This window comes from Haloarchaeobius amylolyticus (assembly GCF_026616195.1).
Classification (GTDB): domain Archaea; phylum Halobacteriota; class Halobacteria; order Halobacteriales; family Natrialbaceae; genus Haloarchaeobius; species Haloarchaeobius amylolyticus.
Map to the genome: position 1 here is coordinate 847,072 of NZ_JANHDH010000001.1, position 18,070 is coordinate 865,141.

18 protein-coding genes are annotated in these 18,070 nt (G+C 68.2%); 6 read left to right on the forward strand and 12 right to left on the reverse strand.

Annotated features, from left to right (window positions below; all coding sequences use genetic code 11):
- Window positions 1–14: 14 nt before the first annotated feature.
- Complete coding sequence (gene asd, locus NOV86_RS04385) at window positions 15–1,055, reverse strand: aspartate-semialdehyde dehydrogenase (RefSeq protein WP_267640036.1); 1,041 nt, start codon at window positions 1,053–1,055, stop codon at window positions 15–17.
- Between the two features lie 197 nt (window positions 1,056–1,252).
- Between asd and NOV86_RS04390 the strand changes: the two genes are divergently transcribed.
- The gene (locus tag NOV86_RS04390) at window positions 1,253–1,699 is read left to right on the forward strand and encodes a hypothetical protein (RefSeq protein WP_267640037.1); all 447 of its coding nucleotides are present in this window, start codon (window positions 1,253–1,255) and stop codon (window positions 1,697–1,699) included.
- An 85-nt stretch (window positions 1,700–1,784) separates the two neighbouring features.
- Here the strand turns inward: NOV86_RS04390 and NOV86_RS04395 are convergent, their stop codons facing one another.
- Window positions 1,785–2,768 (reverse strand): aldo/keto reductase, encoded by a 984-nt coding sequence (locus NOV86_RS04395; RefSeq protein WP_267640038.1) that lies wholly within the window; start codon window positions 2,766–2,768, stop codon window positions 1,785–1,787.
- Window positions 2,769–2,932: 164 nt separating this feature from the next.
- Here NOV86_RS04395 and NOV86_RS04400 point away from each other — a divergent pair, with 164 nt between their 5' ends.
- Window positions 2,933–4,222: a hypothetical protein gene (locus NOV86_RS04400; RefSeq protein WP_267640039.1), complete on the forward strand. Its 1,290-nt coding sequence runs from the start codon at window positions 2,933–2,935 to the stop codon at window positions 4,220–4,222.
- Between the two features lie 48 nt (window positions 4,223–4,270).
- On the opposite strand, the gene NOV86_RS04405 is transcribed toward NOV86_RS04400, so the two are convergent.
- From NOV86_RS04405 to NOV86_RS04430, 6 genes are read right to left on the reverse strand one after another with little or no spacing between them, the layout of a single operon-like run.
- A complete protein-coding gene (locus NOV86_RS04405; RefSeq protein WP_267640040.1) occupies window positions 4,271–4,462 on the reverse strand; it encodes a 30S ribosomal protein S17e in 192 nt (63 codons plus the stop codon).
- A gap of 24 nt (window positions 4,463–4,486) precedes the next feature.
- Complete coding sequence (locus tag NOV86_RS04410; RefSeq protein WP_267640041.1) at window positions 4,487–5,095, reverse strand: DUF447 domain-containing protein; 609 nt, start codon at window positions 5,093–5,095, stop codon at window positions 4,487–4,489.
- On the reverse strand, window positions 5,092–5,937 hold the full coding sequence (locus tag NOV86_RS04415) for a triphosphoribosyl-dephospho-CoA synthase (protein ID WP_267640042.1): 846 nt from the start codon (window positions 5,935–5,937) through the stop codon (window positions 5,092–5,094). The genes NOV86_RS04410 and NOV86_RS04415 overlap by 4 nt, the downstream gene beginning before the upstream one ends.
- Before the next feature lie 58 nt (window positions 5,938–5,995).
- Window positions 5,996–6,748, reverse strand: coding sequence for a tRNA-dihydrouridine synthase (locus NOV86_RS04420; protein WP_267640043.1), 753 nt, complete (start codon window positions 6,746–6,748; stop codon window positions 5,996–5,998).
- Complete coding sequence (cofD, locus tag NOV86_RS04425; protein WP_267640044.1) at window positions 6,745–7,737, reverse strand: 2-phospho-L-lactate transferase; 993 nt, start codon at window positions 7,735–7,737, stop codon at window positions 6,745–6,747. The genes NOV86_RS04420 and cofD overlap by 4 nt, the downstream gene beginning before the upstream one ends.
- 29 nt (window positions 7,738–7,766) lie before the next feature.
- A complete protein-coding gene (locus NOV86_RS04430; protein ID WP_267640045.1) occupies window positions 7,767–9,329 on the reverse strand; it encodes a glutamate-cysteine ligase family protein in 1,563 nt (520 codons plus the stop codon).
- A 273-nt stretch (window positions 9,330–9,602) separates the two neighbouring features.
- On the opposite strand from NOV86_RS04430, the gene ligA reads away from it, so the two are divergent.
- Entirely contained in the window at window positions 9,603–11,258 is a 1,656-nt protein-coding gene (ligA, locus tag NOV86_RS04435) for an ATP-dependent DNA ligase LigA (protein ID WP_267640046.1), read from the forward strand.
- Window positions 11,259–11,267: 9 nt separating this feature from the next.
- Here the strand turns inward: ligA and NOV86_RS04440 are convergent, their stop codons facing one another.
- Together NOV86_RS04440 and NOV86_RS04445 are read right to left on the reverse strand one after the other, a co-directional pair.
- The gene (locus NOV86_RS04440) at window positions 11,268–11,918 is read right to left on the reverse strand and encodes a DUF7504 family protein (protein WP_267640047.1); all 651 of its coding nucleotides are present in this window, start codon (window positions 11,916–11,918) and stop codon (window positions 11,268–11,270) included.
- A 41-nt stretch (window positions 11,919–11,959) separates the two neighbouring features.
- Window positions 11,960–12,298: a winged helix-turn-helix domain-containing protein gene (locus NOV86_RS04445; RefSeq protein WP_267640048.1), complete on the reverse strand. Its 339-nt coding sequence runs from the start codon at window positions 12,296–12,298 to the stop codon at window positions 11,960–11,962.
- A gap of 172 nt (window positions 12,299–12,470) precedes the next feature.
- Here NOV86_RS04445 and NOV86_RS04450 point away from each other — a divergent pair, with 172 nt between their 5' ends.
- Window positions 12,471–12,989, forward strand: coding sequence for a hypothetical protein (locus NOV86_RS04450; RefSeq protein ID WP_267640049.1), 519 nt, complete (start codon window positions 12,471–12,473; stop codon window positions 12,987–12,989).
- Window positions 12,990–13,016: 27 nt separating this feature from the next.
- On the opposite strand, the gene NOV86_RS04455 is transcribed toward NOV86_RS04450, so the two are convergent.
- Window positions 13,017–15,134 (reverse strand): hypothetical protein, encoded by a 2,118-nt coding sequence (locus tag NOV86_RS04455; protein ID WP_267640050.1) that lies wholly within the window; start codon window positions 15,132–15,134, stop codon window positions 13,017–13,019.
- Window positions 15,135–15,218: 84 nt separating this feature from the next.
- On the opposite strand from NOV86_RS04455, the gene NOV86_RS04460 reads away from it, so the two are divergent.
- Complete coding sequence (locus NOV86_RS04460) at window positions 15,219–15,971, forward strand: MBL fold metallo-hydrolase (protein ID WP_267640051.1); 753 nt, start codon at window positions 15,219–15,221, stop codon at window positions 15,969–15,971.
- 37 nt (window positions 15,972–16,008) lie between these two features.
- Here the strand turns inward: NOV86_RS04460 and NOV86_RS04465 are convergent, their stop codons facing one another.
- Window positions 16,009–16,716, reverse strand: coding sequence for a hypothetical protein (locus NOV86_RS04465; protein ID WP_267640052.1), 708 nt, complete (start codon window positions 16,714–16,716; stop codon window positions 16,009–16,011).
- Between the two features lie 178 nt (window positions 16,717–16,894).
- Between NOV86_RS04465 and NOV86_RS04470 the strand changes: the two genes are divergently transcribed.
- On the forward strand, window positions 16,895–17,998 hold the full coding sequence (locus NOV86_RS04470) for a zinc ribbon domain-containing protein (RefSeq protein ID WP_267640053.1): 1,104 nt from the start codon (window positions 16,895–16,897) through the stop codon (window positions 17,996–17,998).
- The last annotated feature ends 72 nt before the right edge of the window (window positions 17,999–18,070 follow it).

Consider the following 18,070-nt stretch of genomic DNA (forward strand, 5'->3'; position numbering starts at 1 on the left):
AATCGAGGGCTGCCCTACAGGTAGCCTTCCGAGAGCAGCAGTTCGCCGTTCAGGACGCTCGCACCCGCGGCGCCGCGGATGGTGTTGTGCGAGAGGCAGTTGTACTGGAGACCGAGCCCGGTCTGCTTGAAGCCGCCGGCAGCCACGGCCATGCCGCCGCCGAGGGTGCGGTCGAGGCGGGGCTGCGGGCGGTCCGGCTCGTCGAAGACGTGGATGAGCGGCTCCGGCGAGGAGGGCAGGTCGAGGCTCGGGTACTCGCGCATCGCCGCGGCGGCGTCCTCGGGGGTGAGCTCCTCGGCGGCGCCGACGAAGACGTTCTCGAGGTGGCCGTCGAGCGTCGGAATGCGGTTACAGGAGGCCGCGACCTCGAAGTCCTCCTGTTCGATGCTCGCGCCGTCGAACGACCCCAGGAGCTTGCGGGACTCGGTCTCGAGCTTGTCCTCCTCGCCGCCGATGTACGGGATGGCGTTGTCGATGATCTCCATCGAGGTGACGCCGTCGTAGCCCGCGCCGGAGACGGCCTGCAGGGTCGAGACGTGGACGGTCTCGAGCTCGTAGCCGGCGTCGGCGAGCGCGGCGAGCGTCGGGACGAAGGTGATGGTCGAGCAGTTGGGGTTCTTCACGAGCGCGCCGTCCCAACCGCGCTCCTCGCGCTGGACCTCCAGCATGTCGAGGTGGTCCGCGTTCACTTCGGGGATGACGAGGGGTACGTCCGCTGCCATCCGGGCGTTCGAGGAGTTCGAGGAGACGACGTAGCCCGCCTCACAGAAGGCGGGTTCGACGGCCTCGCCGACCGAGGACGGGAGCGAGGAGAACAGCAGGTCGACGTCGTCGGGGACCTCGTCGGGGTCGGTCGCGGTGACGGTCTGCTCTGCGACGCTCTCCGGGATGGGCGAGTCGACGCGCCACTTCGCGGCCTCGCGGTAGGTCTTCCCCGCGCTGGAGTCACTGGCCGTGAGTGCGGCGATTTCGAAGTCGTCGTGTGGTTCGAGGAGCTGGATGAGTCGCTGTCCGACGGCACCGGTCGCGCCGAGGACGCCAACACGTACAGTCATTATTGACGGAAAACCCCTGCCACAGCAAAACGCTTCGGGTGGGGTCAGCGTTTGCTGCGGTCGTCACCGCGGCCCGACCGCAGCCCGCGGCCCGAACCGGCCAGCCGCAACTGGTTTACCCGCTCCCGCAGAATGTCAGGCCAGCCAACGGGCCGGCCCAGCCTCCCCCGCGCCGGTCCCGCGTCGACGTGATTCGCATGGACGAGACACCTTCGACTCCGACCGAACCGACCGACGCAGACGACGAGCGCGACGGCTCGTTCCCGATGCACCGCCGCGAACTCCTCCTCTCGGGCGCCTCCTACGCCACGGTCGGCATCGCCGCCCCCGACGTACCCCTCGTCTCGCTCGCCCAGGTCCGCCGCGCCGCACGGTCCGCGACGTCGCGCGAAGCCGCCGAGGCCGTGGCCCGGAGCGCCCGCGTCAAGGGCAACCCGGTCGCCACCGCGGCGGCCTCGAACGCCGTCTCGTCGGCGGTGATGGAACGACGCGAGGAGATCGTCGAGGAACTGGAGGAGGAGACGGACGCGGTCGGGGATGCGGACGACGAGGACGCCGCCGAAGCGACCGACGTGACGACTGCCGAGGAACCAGCCGGCACGGAGGACGCACCGGAGACCGAGTCCCGGCCGGCAGACGAGTAACGCCCTTCTTCTCAGGCCTGGTCGCCCAGCCCGTTCCCGGCGACGGTGTTCGCGCTCGGCGACCGCAAGCGAGTCTCCGACCGCCTCACCAGCGATGGTGGACGTACTGGCGAACGCGCTCGTCGTACACCGCCTCGACCAGCCGGTGGTCCTCCGGCGATGGCGCCGGGAGGCTGGCCGCCGCGACGTTGTCCGCGATGTGGTCCGGGGAGGTGGAGCCCGGGATGACGGTCGAGACGGCGTCGAACGAGAGGATCCAGCGCAGCACGAACTGCGCCATCGTCGCGTTCTCCGGGACCGCCGGCCGGAGCGCCTCGGCGGCCTCGACGCCCTCGGCCAGCGGGACGCCGGCGAACGTCTCGCCGATGTCGAACGCCTCGCCCTCGCGGTTGAAGTTCCGGTGGTCGTTCTCGGGGAACTCGGCGTCGGCGTCGAGTTTCCCGGTGAGCAGGCCCGAGGCCAGCGGGACCCGGACGATGACGCCCACGTCCTCGGCCTGGGCCGCCTCGAAGAACCGCTCGGCGGGGCGCTGGCGGAACGGGTTGAAGATTATCTGGACCGTCTCGACGCCGGGGTACTCGATGGCCTTCATCGCCTCCTCGACGCGCTCGACCGAGACGCCGTAGTGGGCGAGCTTGCCCGCGTCTTTCAGGGCGTCCATCGCGTCGAACGTCTCGGGCTGGTAGTACGCGTCGGTCGGCGGGCAGTGCAACTGTACGAGGTCGAGGGTGTCCACGTCGAGGTTCTCCCGGCTCCGGTCCACGAAGCGTTCGAGGTTCTCGTGGTTGTACCGCTCTGTCTCGTGCGGGTCGAGCCGGCGGCCCGCCTTCGTCGCCACGAAGGGCTCCTCGTCGCGCTCGTCGAGGACCTCCCGGATGAGTCGTTCGCTCCGGCCGTCGCCGTACACGTCGGCCGTGTCGAGGAACCTGATTCCCTCGTCGAGTGCCGCGTGGACCGCCGCCTTCCCGTCCTCCTCGGAGACGTCGCCCCAGGCGCCACCGATCTGCCAGCAGCCGAGGCCGACCTCCGTGACCTGTGCGCCAGTCGAGCCGAGTCGTCGCTCGTTCATGGCCGAGGCGAAGAGCGTCCGGATGAAAGGGGTTCGGGTCGGGGCAGGCTGGCGACCCGGCGGCGGGCCGGTCGTCCCATCCCGCCCTCTCGTCCTTCCACCCGCCCGGACGTGTTGGACAGCGAACAGACATGTTCAAGGCCCACGGACGATTCGCACCCAGTATGCCCTCCTCACAGTCACCCGATACGTCGACCGACCGCCGGGGTGACGGCTCGCCGCCCTCGGGCGGCGATGCCAGCGACGCCGCCAGCAGGAAGCGGTGGCTCCGCCGGGACGTCATCGGGACCACAGTGCTCGGCGGAGCCGTCCTCGGCGGCGGCGCACTCGCCCTGCAGGACGGCCCGCTGTTCGGTTCGACCCGCAGCCGGTTCGAGGCCGTCGTCCGGGACGGGGACCGGCTCCTCGTCGTCGGACACGAGTTCGACACGGACGGGAACCGGACCCACCGCATCGTCCTGAGTCTGGACGAGGGCGGCGACCCGGTCTGGCAGGTCGTCAGTCGAATCCGGGACGAGCAACCGCACGTCCAGGCCGCCATCCGCCGCGGGCAGGAGAGCCTCATCACTCTCGAGGAGGTGTTCGCCCCGGCGTCGCGCGACGAGACGACCCGCCGGCCTGCCGAACTCAGGGGCTACGAGGAGGGTCGACTCGCGGCCTCGGTCCGGTTCCCGCCGGCGGCCGACCTGGAGGGTGCGCTGGCCATCGACGGTCGGCGGGGCTTCGCCGTCGGGCGACGGCCGGTCGAGGGCGCCACCGACGGGTACGAGAGCGTCCTCTGGGGGTTCAGGACGGACCTCGTGGACGACCCGGTCGCACTCGCGACCAGTTCGACGATACACCTGAACGGGGTCGCCGTCGAGGGAGACGAGCGAATCCTCACCGGCAGCGACGACGACGGCGTCGTCCAGCAGTGGACCGGGACCTTCGCCCGTGGGGAGGGCCCACTGGAGGACAGCTGGCGGTCCTGGAATGGTGGCGACCCGCCGGACCCGCTCGACCTCGCCTCGGCCGTCACCGGTCGGACACACGACCCCGGCACCGTCGGCAGCGTCGTCTCGACGCGGGACGGCTACGTGGCCGGGGCGGGTGGGTCCACGGTCTCCGGCGTCCGGGGACTGACGGCGGCAGGCGAGACGCGCTGGCAGAGCGACACGCGCTTCGTCTCGGTCGACGCGCTCGCGGCCCGGAACGGGCGGGGCTGGGCACTCGTCGGTGAGGGCGGCGACCACGAAACCGTCCTCCAGACCGGTGACGGCGACGGCCGGCAGTACTGGCGAACCGACCTCACCGGGCGACTGGAGACGGCCGACATCGCGGCGGCACCCGGCGGCGGCATCGTCGCGGTCGGCCAGGACGCCGGCGACACCGCGAGCGGCCGGGTCCTCTGTCTCGGGGCACACGCCGACGAACAGTGGGCACACCGCTACTCGCCGGGAGACAGCGACGCCTGAGTCGTCACTCGACACGAGGAGAGACTGCAGAACTCAGTGAGAACCGCGTTACTCCTGTTCGCCGGAGCTCTTCTTGCGCGTGACGTAGCCGGCGATGCGGTTTCGGACGCCCTTGGACTCGATGTTGGTGAGCTTCGAGACGCTCTTCTTGTTCGTCTCGAAGTCCGTGGTGAACGCCTTCGGGTACCGTTCGAGCAGGATTGTGCCCGTCTTCTTGACGTAGTCGGGTTTGATTGCCATACCGGTTGATTCCTCGGTCGGCCCCTAAAAGGATTCGTTCTGCGTCTTCCAGTCCGTGAGTACGGCGATTCGGTCCATCGCCTCGCGCTCGCGCTCGCCGCCGCAGCGGTCGACCACGGCCTCGAAGTACGAGAGCCGCTGGCGGAGCGTCGTGGTGTCGTAACTCGGCACGTCCAGCCGGGAGGCCGCGACGGTCGCCTCGATGACCGCTCCGACGGCGCGATTGACCGGCACCACGGACTCGCGCTCGACCACCGATTCGGTGGGATACAGCCGCCACTCCGCCCAGTCGGTGGTGCCGTCGTCGCCGGTCGTGACGTGCTCCACGTCGACCCGGGCCCAGGCGTCGGCGCTGTCGAGCACGGGCTCGTCGCGCTCGAAGACGTTCAGGGCCGCCTCGGTGAAGTGAACCGGGTCGCGGGTGAACTGGACGACGGCCTCGCCCCGGCGGTCGAAGTTGATGCGGGTCCGGGTCCGGCCCCACGTCCGGGCGGTCACCGGGTCGCCGGCGTGCAGGCCCAGCGCCGCGAGGTTCCAGCGACCGTTCGGCCCCTTCGTCGCGACCACGGACTCGGTGACGCCGTGGAGGTCGGCCGGCCAGTCCGCAGTCCCGACGCCGTCGTCGCCACTCATACGACCACCTCGTCGCGCTCCAGCGCCACGAACGTCCCGGCCGCGACGATGTCGGCGGTGGTGCCGGGGTTCACGCCGCGCTCGACGAGGTCGTCCCCGAAGGCGTCGACCGCCTCCGCCGGTGCCTCGTCGTCGAGGAGGGCCGCAGCCCGCGAAGCGACTTCGTCGGCCACCTCGCGCCCGTGCTGTTTCGCCACCAGCGAGTCGGGGTGTTCGGCGAGTTGCGCGAGGAAGGCGTCGGCGATGCGGTCGGGGACCGGCCCGGTCCCGGCGGCGACCGACTCCGCGACCGCGAACGTCCGGGGGAAGCCGGTCGTCCACTCCACGGCGTTGTCGTCCTCGGGGGCGCTCAGCTCCATCAGGTCGGACAGGGTCAGCCCGCGCTCCTCGACCGCCGGAATCGCGTCGCTCCCCCGGCGAGCGTCGAGGTCGTCGGCGTCCGCGGGCGGGTCGTCGACGAACACGTCGACGTGGTCGAACGCCCGGTAGAAGCCGGCGGCGTCGGCGACCGTCGTGTCCGCGACGACCGACTCGACACCGGCGGGTGTCAGAGCATCCTCGCCGGCCGCCCGGACCAGCGGGACGAGCAACAGCAGCGCGCCGAACTGGGTGTTGCCGCCGCGCTGGTCGGCCATCCCGGCGACCGCGGTCTCGAACGCGTCGCCGACCCCGCCACCACCCTCGGCGGCTCGCAGGCCCTCGCTCGCGCCCACCGCCCCCGCGAGGAAGTGCTCGAACCGGAGGTCGTCGAAGTCACGGTGGCGGTCGACGTTCCCCGGCTTCGGCGTCCCCGCGACCTCCAGCAGGAGGGCGAGTTCCGCGTTCTGTGCTGGTGTTCGCATACCCGCGGTTCGTCGCCCGCGTTCAAGAAAGAAGCGCCACCGGCGAATCCGCGGCTGGTCAGTCCCCCGCCGCGAACCACGCCTCGGTCGCCTCGCAGACCCGTGCCATGACCCGCGGGTCGTCGCTCGGCCGGCCGACGCTGACGGCGTCGGCGCCGTAGCCGAGGTACTCGTGGACCGTCTCGCGGTCCCTGACACCGTTGTTCGCGACGACCACGCAGTCACAGGCGTCGACCACGTCGCGGACGACGGGTTCGGAGTCCATCGCGTCGACGTGGAGCATCGACGCCCCGGCCGAATCCAGCCGGGACGCGGTCGCCGGGAGGTCGACGCCGGGCACCTCGGCGCGGACCTTCACGCTGACCGTCGCGCCCACCTCGGCCGCCGTCGCGACGTACTCGCAGAGCCGGTCGGTGTCCCGGAGCAGCGACTCGCCACAGCCGACCGCACAGAGTTCGTCCTGCCGGCAGTGGGCGTTGACCTCCAGAATCGCGTCGTGGGCGGCGCACACGCGGGCCGCCTCCCCCACCGGGTCGACCGTCGCGCTCCGGACGTTGAACCCGGCGCGGATCGGTGCGTCGGCGAGGGCTGTGAGTTGCTCGTCGACGAACGCGACCGGGTCCTCCGGGAGGAACTCGTTCCGGTCGCGGGCGACCAGCTCGCGGGCCGCCTCGCGGGACCGGTCGTCCAGCGCGATACCGCCGAGGAACGCCAGTCCGGCGTACTCGCTGGCGGCGCGTGCCCACTCGGCGTCGGCCTCGCCACTCAGGCTGGCGAGTGCGACGCGGGGCGAGAACTCGACCGCGGTCATTCGGCGGCGTCGATGGCCCGGGCGACGGCCTTGCACACCCGCCCGGCGTCCTGGCGGTCGTCGATGCGGATGTCCGTCCGGACGGTCGGCGCGTCGAAGTCCACGTCGTCGGACTCGTCGACGACGAACGCGTCGGCGAACGGATACGCGACGCGCAGGCCGCTCGTGCTCGGCTCCCCGCCCACTGCGTTCATCAACTTCGCCGCCGGCCCGGAGAACGCCTCGTCGCCCAGGAACGGCGAGACCACGACGACGGTCGTCTCGCTGAGCGCCTGCCCGAACTCCGGAATCGAGAGCATCGGCCCGATGCTCGTCACGGGGTTCGACGGGCCGATGACGACCGTGTCCTCCAGTGCGTCGAGCACGCCCGGCGCGGGCTCGGCCTTCGAGGAGCCCCGGAACTCGACGTTCTCGACGTCGGGTTCCGCCCGGTGGGCGACCCAGTACTCCTGGAAGTGCATCAACCCCTCGTCGGTGTGGATGAGGCTCGCGACCGGGTCGTCGGTCATCGGCAGGATGTCGATGCTCAGGCCGAAACCCGAGGCGAGTTTCTCCGTCACCTCCGACAGGGTGTGGCCCTCGTCGAGCAGGCTCGTCCGGGTGATGTGGACCGCGCGGTCGCGGTCACCGATCTCCATGAACTCCGCGACCCCCGAGAAGCGCCGCCAGCGCGCGAGGTCCCGCCCCGCGGTCTGTCGCTCCGGCGGCAGGAACTTCGGGCCCGCCGGCAGCCCGACCGCGTTCGCGATGTCGGAGAGGGCGTCGTGGGTCCGGGTGGTGTCCCCGCGGATGCCCCACCACGTCTCGCGGTCGAGGATACCACCACCCTGGAAGAGCAACGTGTCGATGTCGGGGCAGACGAACAGCCCGCCGAGTTCGATGTCGTCCCCGGTGTTGGCGATAACTGTCGTCTCGTCCGGCGAGAAGGCGGCAGCGGCACCGTCCAAGAGTTTGGGTGTCCCGGTGCCACCGGAGAGGAACGTCACCATGTGCCCCCGTTTCAGCGTGGGGGCTATAATCAGTTCCGGCCTTGCCGGAGCCAGTCGGCGAAGGTACCGTCCAGCAGGGTCTGTCGCTGGTTCGAGACGTACTCGCGCTGGGTCGCGTGGACCGCGTCGGCGAAGTCGGTCCCGTCCGCGACGGCCTCGGCGACGCGCTCGTGCTTCCAGCTCGCCGGGGTGGTCCCCTGCCGGACCCGCGTCCGGAGCGGGTAGAGGTAGTGTGCGGCCTCGTCGTCGTCCAGGCCGCGGTTCTTCAGGCCCGCCTCGGCGTGGTCGAAGATGTCCGCGAAGATATCGGTCGTGTCCTTGGTCTCCTTCCCGTCGTTCGTGATCCAGGTGAACTCGGCGTCCAGCCCGTCGCGCATGGCCTGGTAGAAGTTGTCGTGGGCGAGCTCCCAGTCGAGGTCCAGCACCGGGTGTTCGAGCCGCGGCAGGCTGTCCATCAGGCCGGCGTAGACGGCCTGGAAGGCGACCGAGTCGGTCACCGTCGGCTGGGCCGGGATGGGCCGGAACTCGATGCGGGCGTTCGCCGACGAGCGCGTCGGGCCGCCGAACACCGGCCGGACCCACCGCCAGTACGTGCCGTGTTTCGTCCGGAAGTGCGCGAAGGCGTCGTCGAAGCGGTCCGACTCCTCGACCGGCATCGGCACGAACGTGTCGTCCTGGGCGATGCGGTCGACGGCCTGCTCGACGTCGTCGAGGTCGCGGGGGAACCGGACCTTCCCGACCGTGTCCTCGGCGGCGTTGAGCACCGTCTCGAACACGCTGATGCGGTGCTCCATCCACGCGTCCTCGAGTATCTCTTCGGGGGTGGCGTCGTCGTTGTAGAGGTCCGGCGGGAAGAACGGCGCGTTCGTCCCCAGCGCGAGGAGGGGCCCGGCGATGCGCACGGCGTAGTTGAAGTACGTCGGCAGGTCGGCCGCGTGGGGCACCTGGTAGTGGGGCTGGATCGAGGTGATGAGGCTCTCCGGGAAGACGGTGTCCGCCTGGAGGTCGACGTGTGGGGCGTCGAGGCGCATCCCGGCGGCGGTCGCCCGGTCGGTGTTCGCCATCGCGTGGTACCGGGCGCTGTCGCTCATGTTGGTGGCGATGCGGATGCCCCGGTCCTCGACGCTGTCGGTGAGGTACTCGCGGGCGGTCTCTCCCTCCGGCGGGATGGTCCACATCCCGTCGCTCACCAGTCGCATCCCCTCAGACCGGGTGCAATCGAGCGCGGTCTGGAGCCGCGCGAGCACCTCGTGCTCCTGGGCGAGCAGACCGTGACGGTTGAACGGCTGGGGGCTGGTCGACATCTCGGCGTTGTGCAGGCCGAGTTCCTTCTCGAACCCGATGAACTCGAGGAGTCGACGCGGGACGCGGGTCAGGGCGAACTCGTCCGATTCGCCCTGGGTGTCCTCGTCGGACTCGGCGACCGCGTAGAACTCGTACTCGAACCCCAAGATGGCCTGGGGGTTGTCGAACGTCCCTGCCGCCAGTTCCTCCTTGATGACCTCCGCGTCCTCCTCGACCTGCGTCTGGAACGCCTCGGGGTCGACGGCGAGCACCTCCTCGACTGCTGCGGCGAGGTCGTCCTCCGGCATACCTCCGAATCAGGCCGGGGCCGTCTTCAAACCCGCGGGTACTCAGGGTTGGCCGCGCGTTCGAGGCAGCGATTGCTGACAGGCGACACCGCAGCGACGCGCCGACGGGTGGTGTCGCACACCCGCACTCCCGTCGGCGGTGACTCGTCAGAGCACGCCGGGTCTGGGTTCGGCTTCGCGTATGAACCCTCGGGGACAGATGGCGAACTCGCTACCCAGCGTGCATCGCGAGATTCGGGTCGCTTATACCGGCGTCGGGCGGAGTGTCCGGCAATGGAGTTCGCCGCCTTCGCCGACCGCGCGGCCGACATCGAGGCAGAGCCGGCCGACCTGGAGACCGTCTCGCTCGTCTGCGACCTGTTCCGCGACGCCGGGGACGACCTCCCCATCGTGGCCCGGTTCGTCCAGGGCCGGGTCTTCCCGGCGTGGGACGAGCGGAAACTCGACGTCGGGCCGAACACGGTGTACGCCGCAATCGCCCGCGCCGCGGGCCAGAACGTGACCGCCGACGACGTGGAGGCGCGACTGGCAGACGTGGGCGAGATCGGCGCGGTCGCCGCGAGCTACGACCTCGGCGGCCAGCAGGGACTCGCCGCGTTCGGCGCCGGCGGCGGCGAGGACCTGACGGTCGCCTCGCTGTACGACGACTTCGAGCGCCTCGCCGCCACCGAGGGCGACGGCAGCCAGGACACGAAGCTCGACCTGCTGTTCGGGCTGTTCAACCGGTCGAGTCCCGACGAGGCACGCTACCTCGCCCGACTCGTCCTCTCGGAGATGCGCATCGGCGTGGGTGAGGGGGCCGTCCGCGACGCCATCGCGGAGGCGTTCGATGTGCCGGTTTCGGCCGTCGAGCGTGCCGTCCAGGTGACGAACGACTACGGTTTGGTGGCCGAAACCGCCCGCGAGGAGGGCGAGGACGGCCTCGCCGAGCACACCCTGACGGTCGGGCGCCCGGTCCAGGCGATGCTCGCACAGGCCGGGACCGCCGCCGACGTGCTCGACTCCTGGGCGGAAGCCGCGGTCGAGACGAAGTTCGACGGTGCCCGCGTCCAGGTCCACTGGGACGGCGAGACCGTCTCGGTCTTCTCCCGGAACATGGAGGACGTGACCGACGCGCTCCCCGAGGTCGTGGAGTTCGTCGAGTCCGCCTGCGACGCGCCCGCCATCCTCGACGGGGAGGTCGTCGCCATCGACGACTCGGGCGACCCGCTCCCCTTCCAGCAGGTGCTCCGGCGCTTCCGCCGGAAGCACGACGTGGCGAAGGCCCGCGAGGACGTGACCGTCGAACTCCGGGCGTTCGACTGCCTGCACGCCGACGGCGAGGACCTCCTCGACGCGCCCCTGCGTGACCGGCACGACCGCCTCGGGACGGTCCTCGATGCGAACGTCGCCGACCTGACGCTGACCGCCGACGCCGAGACCGTCGCGTCGGTCGAGGAGGCGGCACTCGAAGCGGGTCACGAGGGTATCATGCTGAAGGACCCCGACTCGACGTACAGCCCCGGGAAACGCGGCCAGCAGTGGCTGAAGCGCAAACCCGACGTCGAGACCCTCGACTGTGTCGTCACGGGCGCTGAGTGGGGCGAGGGGCGGCGCGCGGAACTGCTCGGCACCTTCGAGCTATCGGTCCGCGACGCCGACGCCGGCGCGTTCGAGACCATCGGCAAGGTCGCCACCGGCATCACCGACGAGGAGCTCGCGGAGCTGACCGACCTGCTCGAACCACACGTCCAGTCGCAGGTCGGCCAGACTGTCACGCTCTCCCCGGCGGTCGTCTTCGAGGTCGGATACGAGGAGATACAGGCGTCGCCGACGTACTCCTCCGGCTACGCGCTCCGCTTCCCCCGGTTCGTGACGGTCAGGGACGACAAGGAACCCGGCACTGCGGACTCGCTGGAACGGGTCGAACGGCTGGCCGAGGAACAGTGACCACCGGGCTCAGAGCGTCATCCAGTTCGTCGTCCGTTCGCCCGGTGGGACGTGCCAGCGCTGCTGTGCCCGGTTCCCCGTCTCTCTGAGTTCGATCCAGCCGTCGAAGAGGTTGACCACGTCGTCCGACACCTCGTCCGTCCCGAGGTGGACGTAACCCATGCCGCGACACCCCCGGACGACGGTTCCCAGCCCGCGCAGGAAGTGTTCTCGACTCTCGGCGTCGCTCCCGGCGAGCAACGACTCCGCACCCGGTGCGAGGAGCCGCAACTGGCCGGGCTCCAGCCCGTCCTCGCGACTGTCGTACCGGACGACCGATTCGAGGACCGCCCCCCGGATACCGGACAGGCTGCGGTACTCGTCACCCCGATGGACCCGGACGTCCGGGTCGGTCGGCGACACACCCTCCGGGAGGTACGGGACGGGGTCCCGCTCGGACCCCGGCGTGACGACCACCCGTTTCCGGTCCGCGTCCGCCGCCCCACCGAGCAGTCGGAACGCTCGTGCGACGGTCGCTGCGCTCACGGCACCGGTGACCAGCATCGCACACCCGTGCTTCTTGTAGTCGGCGAGGATCGACGAGAAATCCGTCTCGACGCTACTGTCCCGGAACTGTGCACCCGACAGTTCTCGCTCGAAGACGATTCGGTCGGCGTCCATTCGGAGGTTCCTACCAGCCGCACTATCAAAACGCTTCTTGCTCACTCGACGAACTCCTCGACCGACGCCGCGTAATCCTCTCGTTCGGCGTATACCCGGCTCAGCGTCGCGTTCAGTTCTGCCAGCTGTGCCGTCTGGTCGGTGTCGGCGAGCGAATACGACGGGTACCCCTCCCCGTCGTGTTTCTCCAGCAGCCCCAGGTCGATGAGTTCCTCCCGGTGGTCGTGGAAGGTACTCGGCGAGAGGTTCGCCTCGGAGGCGATCTCGCTCGCTCCGAGGCGCTCGTCCGGGCGCTCGACGACGACTCCCAGGATCGCGACCCTGGCAGGATAGGCGAGCGCCCGCGTCAACGGTGGTTCGAACGACCGTGGGGTGCCCATCGGTGGACACGTCGAACTATGAGGACAAGTATATTTTGAAGACGACTCTTTGGCCAAGCGAGACGAGAGTATCGAACAGGTGTTGAATATATCGGCCTATTAACTACAATACTTTGAAAATATTGGTTCTCAAGCCAACATCTTTTACCATGTGGGGTGTGCTTTGTGCCGTATGAGCTTCGGCATCCCTCCCGGTGGTGTTCGGGAGGACCAGACGGAATGGGTACTCGAGCGTGCGACAGAACTGGACGTGCCGCCAGCAGTCGTGTGGGATTACGTCGAGCGGAACACCGAGGGCGACGTCGTGGTCGCAGACGAAGACCGGGCCCGCCTCACCCGGTTCCTCGACTCCCACCTCGCCCGACCGATGGTCTCCGACCACACCCGCGTGCGCCTCTACGACGGCCCGGAAGGCCGCTACGACTACATCAAGGGCGTCCACTACGCCCAGGACGTCGAAGGCGACGTCCGCCGGATGGTCCACGCCGTCGCCGCCGACCAGCAGATGACGGTCGAGGTCGACGGCGACTGCGGTATCGCCGTCCGCTTCCACGAACCGGTCGCCTCCGCCGACGCCTACGTCGCCGCCGAGATACTGCGCCGTGCCTTCGACGAACCGCTCGAAGCCGTCGACGACATCATCGAAATCGTCGACTACGACACGCAGCGGTCGTGGAACGAACTGGACTGACACCTCCTGGTTCACCGAAGAGTCACCCTACTCCTTGAGCAGGCGCTCGACGTCTGATTCTGACTCTGGCCAGTGGAGCTCACCGGCCACCCAGAGCGGGGGTCCCGTCTCCGAGTCGCCGAACTCCATGACGGCCTTCGGTAGGCGAACACGGTCGATTGTATATGTAGAGGTCTCTCCCGGATCGAATATCGTGTCCATCCACTCTGTCTCTGTCTCGTCTTCCGCGTAGACACAGTTCATCGTCACCGTTCCGACCTTGTGTGGTTCCCAGAGGTACGTCTTCACCGAAAGTACCGCCGAATCTTCGTCTCGTAAATTGACGGTCACCACAGTTGGTGTCACATCTCCACGGATAGAGAACCTTGAAAGACCGTCACCGACCACGAGATACTGAGATCTCGAGTCGAGATGCATCGTCGCCTGCTCGACGGCTGCACTCATGGAGAACCCCTCACTGAGCAACCGGGAGATGTTCCGGCCGATGATGTTCGCATCTCGGTTGGCGACACGCGAGTGCGTCGTGACACCGGCGACAGCGCCTTGTTCGACCAGAGATCTCGCCTGGTGGTACGTCTCACAGGCGTTCAGGACGAACAGGTCCGGTCCGACACGGGCGAGGTCACCGACGTCCAGTACTCCATCTCGACAGTGGAGTCCTGCCCGATTCGCATGTCCGATGAAATGGAGTAAGTCGTATTGGTCGTCAGCCAGTACCGACCTCAGTTTCGCCCGGTCCGGGTCGAAGAGACGAACGATTTCCCGGTTGATGCCTCTGTCTTTGTCGTAGAGATCGTCGAGTGCATCGCGCGCTGGCAGCATCGATTCGTCGGTACACACCATCGCCACCTTGATCGAATCTTTCTCGTTATCGATATCTAGACCGTGTTCGAGACTCGCTTGCGTCGCTTTACTCGCATTCGTCGGAATGCCCGGGCCGAACCAGGCCTGCGTCACTGCATCATCCGGAGCTGACAGTTCGACGTATGACTGGTCCTGGATATCGTTTACAGTTCCACTGCTGAATGGGGATTCGAAATCCCGCGTGAAGGCAGATATCGTCGATGAGACAGGCTTGGTGGGGCGCCCTCTAGCAGGGCGAACAGCTCCGAGCCGGTGTAGCACGTGAGGGAGAACGGTCACAGACTCTGGTCGTGGGGGTAGGTGAGCGACCATCGGAATCCTCGGCATGTCGGCTTCTATATCCGTGAATTCTACTTGGAGATACGCTTGTAACCGCTCGGCAGGCGTGGCGTCATAGGCCCAATCCAGGTCGAAGGGCAGTTCCGAAATCGTCGCTTCGTCGAGTATGGGGTCGTGCTGGTAAACACCGATGGACCGGACGACACAATCGAGGAAGAACATCTGTCGCTGCAACCTGACGAGGTCGTCTTCGAGTGATCGTTCGACCCCGATGTCGACGTGCTCATCACCGGCAACTATGGCTGGTTCCGGTCCAGATCGAAGCCTCCCCGAGAGGTAGTACGTTAGTGGCGCCGCGGTGAACAATGCCCCGTATCGCGGGGGAACGATGACGTCGATATCGGTCTCTCTTGTTTCTATTTCGTCCGGAATCGAGAGTGTTGGTCCGAGCTCGAGCTTCGGTGGGTAATCACGGAGTCCGGCCCAGGATCGGTCCGGTGAGGTTGTAGAGAACGACCCCCCGAGTGCGCTTATAGCCGTGGCCATGTCCTCGGGTCGGTCCGGTGTCTGAATCGTCGCCATCGGCTCGGAGTGGTTCGACCGGAACCCGATTACGACCTGTCGACGGTCCTGAAATTCGACCCGTGTATAACCGACTCCACCTCGGATATCTGGTTGACCGGTCACCATCAAGTACATCTTCACAGGGCTCGGGAAATTGATCACATAGGTACCGAAAGGTAATGTGAACTGTTCCTTCCCGAACCGCTGTCGCAGTTGTTCCATCTCCTCGTTGAACACATGCAGAACAAACTGGCTAGAGAACTCGACGTGGTCCGTCTCCAGTTCGATGGTCTCGTCGACGAGGTCCCAGAACGGGACGTCCGTCGGGCCTGGTGAGAACTGGTTCCCGGACGTCTCGAACTGCACACTGACCTGTGCCAGCGGGTCCAGCACCTCGATCCCACACGGGTCGGTCGTCTGTCGGTACTCCAGGGCCATCTACTACCACCGCGTTCGCCCCGGGAGTACGTAGTCGTTTCCGCCGACGGGAGGCTTTTCCGCGGTGGCGGCCAAGCGCCCCACATGACGATTCGACACGACGGCCTGCTGGTCGACTGGCTCGGCTACGCGACGACGCGCATCGAGGCCCCGGACGGGACCGTCGTCTACCTCGACCCCGGCCGGTACGGCGTGCTCTCGGGGGAGTGGGAGCCCCCGGGCGGGCAGGACCTCCCGCATCCCGAACCGCAGGACGAGTACCCGAAGGACGGCGACGTGGTCTGTATCACGCACGACCACCACTACGATTCGGACGCCCTGACGCGGGTCGCGGACAGCGAGGCGACGGTCGTGGTGTACGAGGCGGTCGACGCGAGCAACATCGACCGCGACGTGACACCGGTCGACGAACTCCCCTACGAGGTCGTCCGGGTCGACGACGAGGCCCACGTGAGCGCGGCCGGGGTGGACGTGTGGTCGGTCCCGGCGTACAACGAGCCGGATGGCCCGCACGCGAAGGCCGACGGGAGCGTCTCGCACCCGGAGGGCTTCGGCTGTGGGTTCAAGGTCGGTATCGGCGGCGTCTCGGTGTTCTGGCCGGGTGATTCGGACGCGCTCGACGGGTTCGCAGAACTCGATGTGTCGCTGTTCCTCGCGAACATCGGCGGGAGCGTGGTGTCGGACCGCCACGAGTCGGCCGCCCTCGCCGAGGCGATGGACCCGGACCTCGTCCTGCCGGTCCACTACAACACCATCGACATCCTCACCACGGACTCGGGCGAGTTCGCGAAGGACGTGGCACGGCGGGGTATCCCGGTCGTACTCGACGAGTTGTGAGAACGCTGGAGACGGCGAAAACGGTGAGATTCGGGGTTCAGTTCTTCTCGTAGCTGACGAGCGTCATCTCCATCGAGAGGGTACCGTCCTCGTTGTAGTACGCGCTGTAGGGTGCGAGGCCGAGTTGCGGCGCGAAGCAGCCCGCGTGGAGGACCTGCCCGTCGACGGTCATCTCGGAGGCGTAGCACTCGACGTTGGCGTAGGTGTCGGTCCCGGTGACCGCGAAGGAGGCCGAGCCATCCTGGGTGGTGTAGGACCACTTGGTGCCCTCGCTGAGGTCCTGGCCGGCGTACCAGGTCGCGGGCGTGAACATGGTCGTCACGAGGAGGATGCCGGCGGGGTTGGTGTAGAGCTGGCTCTGGACGGTCTCTTTCGTCCCGGTGACCGTCGACTCGAAGCGCTCGCCGGCGACGTCGTAGACCATCCGGACGGTGACGGTGTCGCCGTCGACGCTCTGGACGTCCCAGACGAGCTGGCCGTCACCCTCGCCCTCCATGTAGACGTCGTAGGTGTACGTCGCCGGCTCGTCGAAGTCGAAGACGGTCCACTCGCCCGGCTGGAGCGACGAGACGGGGCCACCATCGCCCGACCCGTCACCGGCGCCATCGCCCGAACCGTCGCCGCCCCCGCCGGAGCCAGCGGTCGTGGGTGTCGTCGTCACGTCGGCGCCGGTGTCCCCCGAGAGGCACCCTGCGCTCAGGACGGTCAGTGCCAGTACCACTGCGAGTACCAGTCGTCCATTCATGTGGGTGATAGGATTGGCGATACGATAAGAGTGCGTGTGAGCAGGCCCAGCACGCGTCTCATGTCGTGGTTCGGTACTGTCCCTACCGGACCAAGCGCTGGAGTACAGACAGCTCGTACCATTGTTTCGACACCGCCGCGACCAAAACGATTTACCGCGCTCGTCACTATGTTGACGTATGGACGCCGGTAGTCCCCGCGACGACGAGGGCACGGCCGCCCCACCGTTCTGTTCCCGGTGTGGGTCCCGGCTCGGGGCCGATGCACGGTTCTGTCCCCAGTGTGGCTCTCGCGTGACGCCCCTCCACGAGAGCGACGCCGACAGCGGTCGGCGAGCACAGACCCGGCGCGAACGACGTCGAGACGACCGACCGCGAGAGTCCGAGCGACGGGGAGACGAGAACCGACGGAACAGGACCGAGAACCAGCGCGAAGACGGCCAGCGCCGGGAGGACGACCGACGCGAGGAGCGCCAGCGCGAAGACGGCCAGTACAGCGAGGAAAGCCGACGCGACGACCGTCGCCGCCACGGCCCGGCCCTCCGCGAGCGCGTCGACGCCCGGCTCGTCGAGGGGTGGGAGGTCGAGGAGGACTACGGTGACCGGGTGGTGCTCGTCGACCGGTCGTACGGGAGCGCCGGGATGCACGTCATCATCGCGCTCGCGACCATCTGGTGGACGTCCGGGCTCGGGAACGCCGCCTACGCCGCCTACAAGTACTACGCCGACGCCGAGCGCCTGATCTTGACCCGTCGCGAGGGCCCGAACGGTCCGGTCGTGACCGAGTCCCACGAGGGCTCGCGGTCCAGCGGGACCGCGGCCGTCGTCGCCGGGCTCATCCTCGGCTTCCTGGGGCTCATGCTGTTCCTGCCCCTGCTGTTCGGGCTGGCGCTGATCTTCCAGGAGGTCGCGGTCGTCCTGGCCATCGGCGCGCTGTTGCTCGCCGGGGGCGTCGCCGCCTCGAAGGCCTCGGGGTCCGACCACTCCATCACCGACTTCGGCCGCACGAAGGACGTGACCGAGCGCGTGGTCTACGAGCCGGACCTGCCGTGTACGGCCTGCCTGTCGCCCATCGAGGCCGGGGTCGAGCGCCGCTACGCCGACCAGTTCCTCGTGGCCGGTCTCCCGGTCAAGACCTACGAGTCCGGCTCGAACCACTACTGCCGGTCCTGCGCCGACGGGGAGACGGACACGGAACTTCCCGATGCAGACGAGGAGGAGTCCGAGAGTGAGACGACCGCCGATTCCGACGACGGCGGCTTCGAGTTCGAGCACGACTTCTGACGGGTGCCGTCGCTCTCGGGACCTGAGCCGCCAGAATCGGTCGGACTGGCTGCCGACCCGGACGGTGGTGAC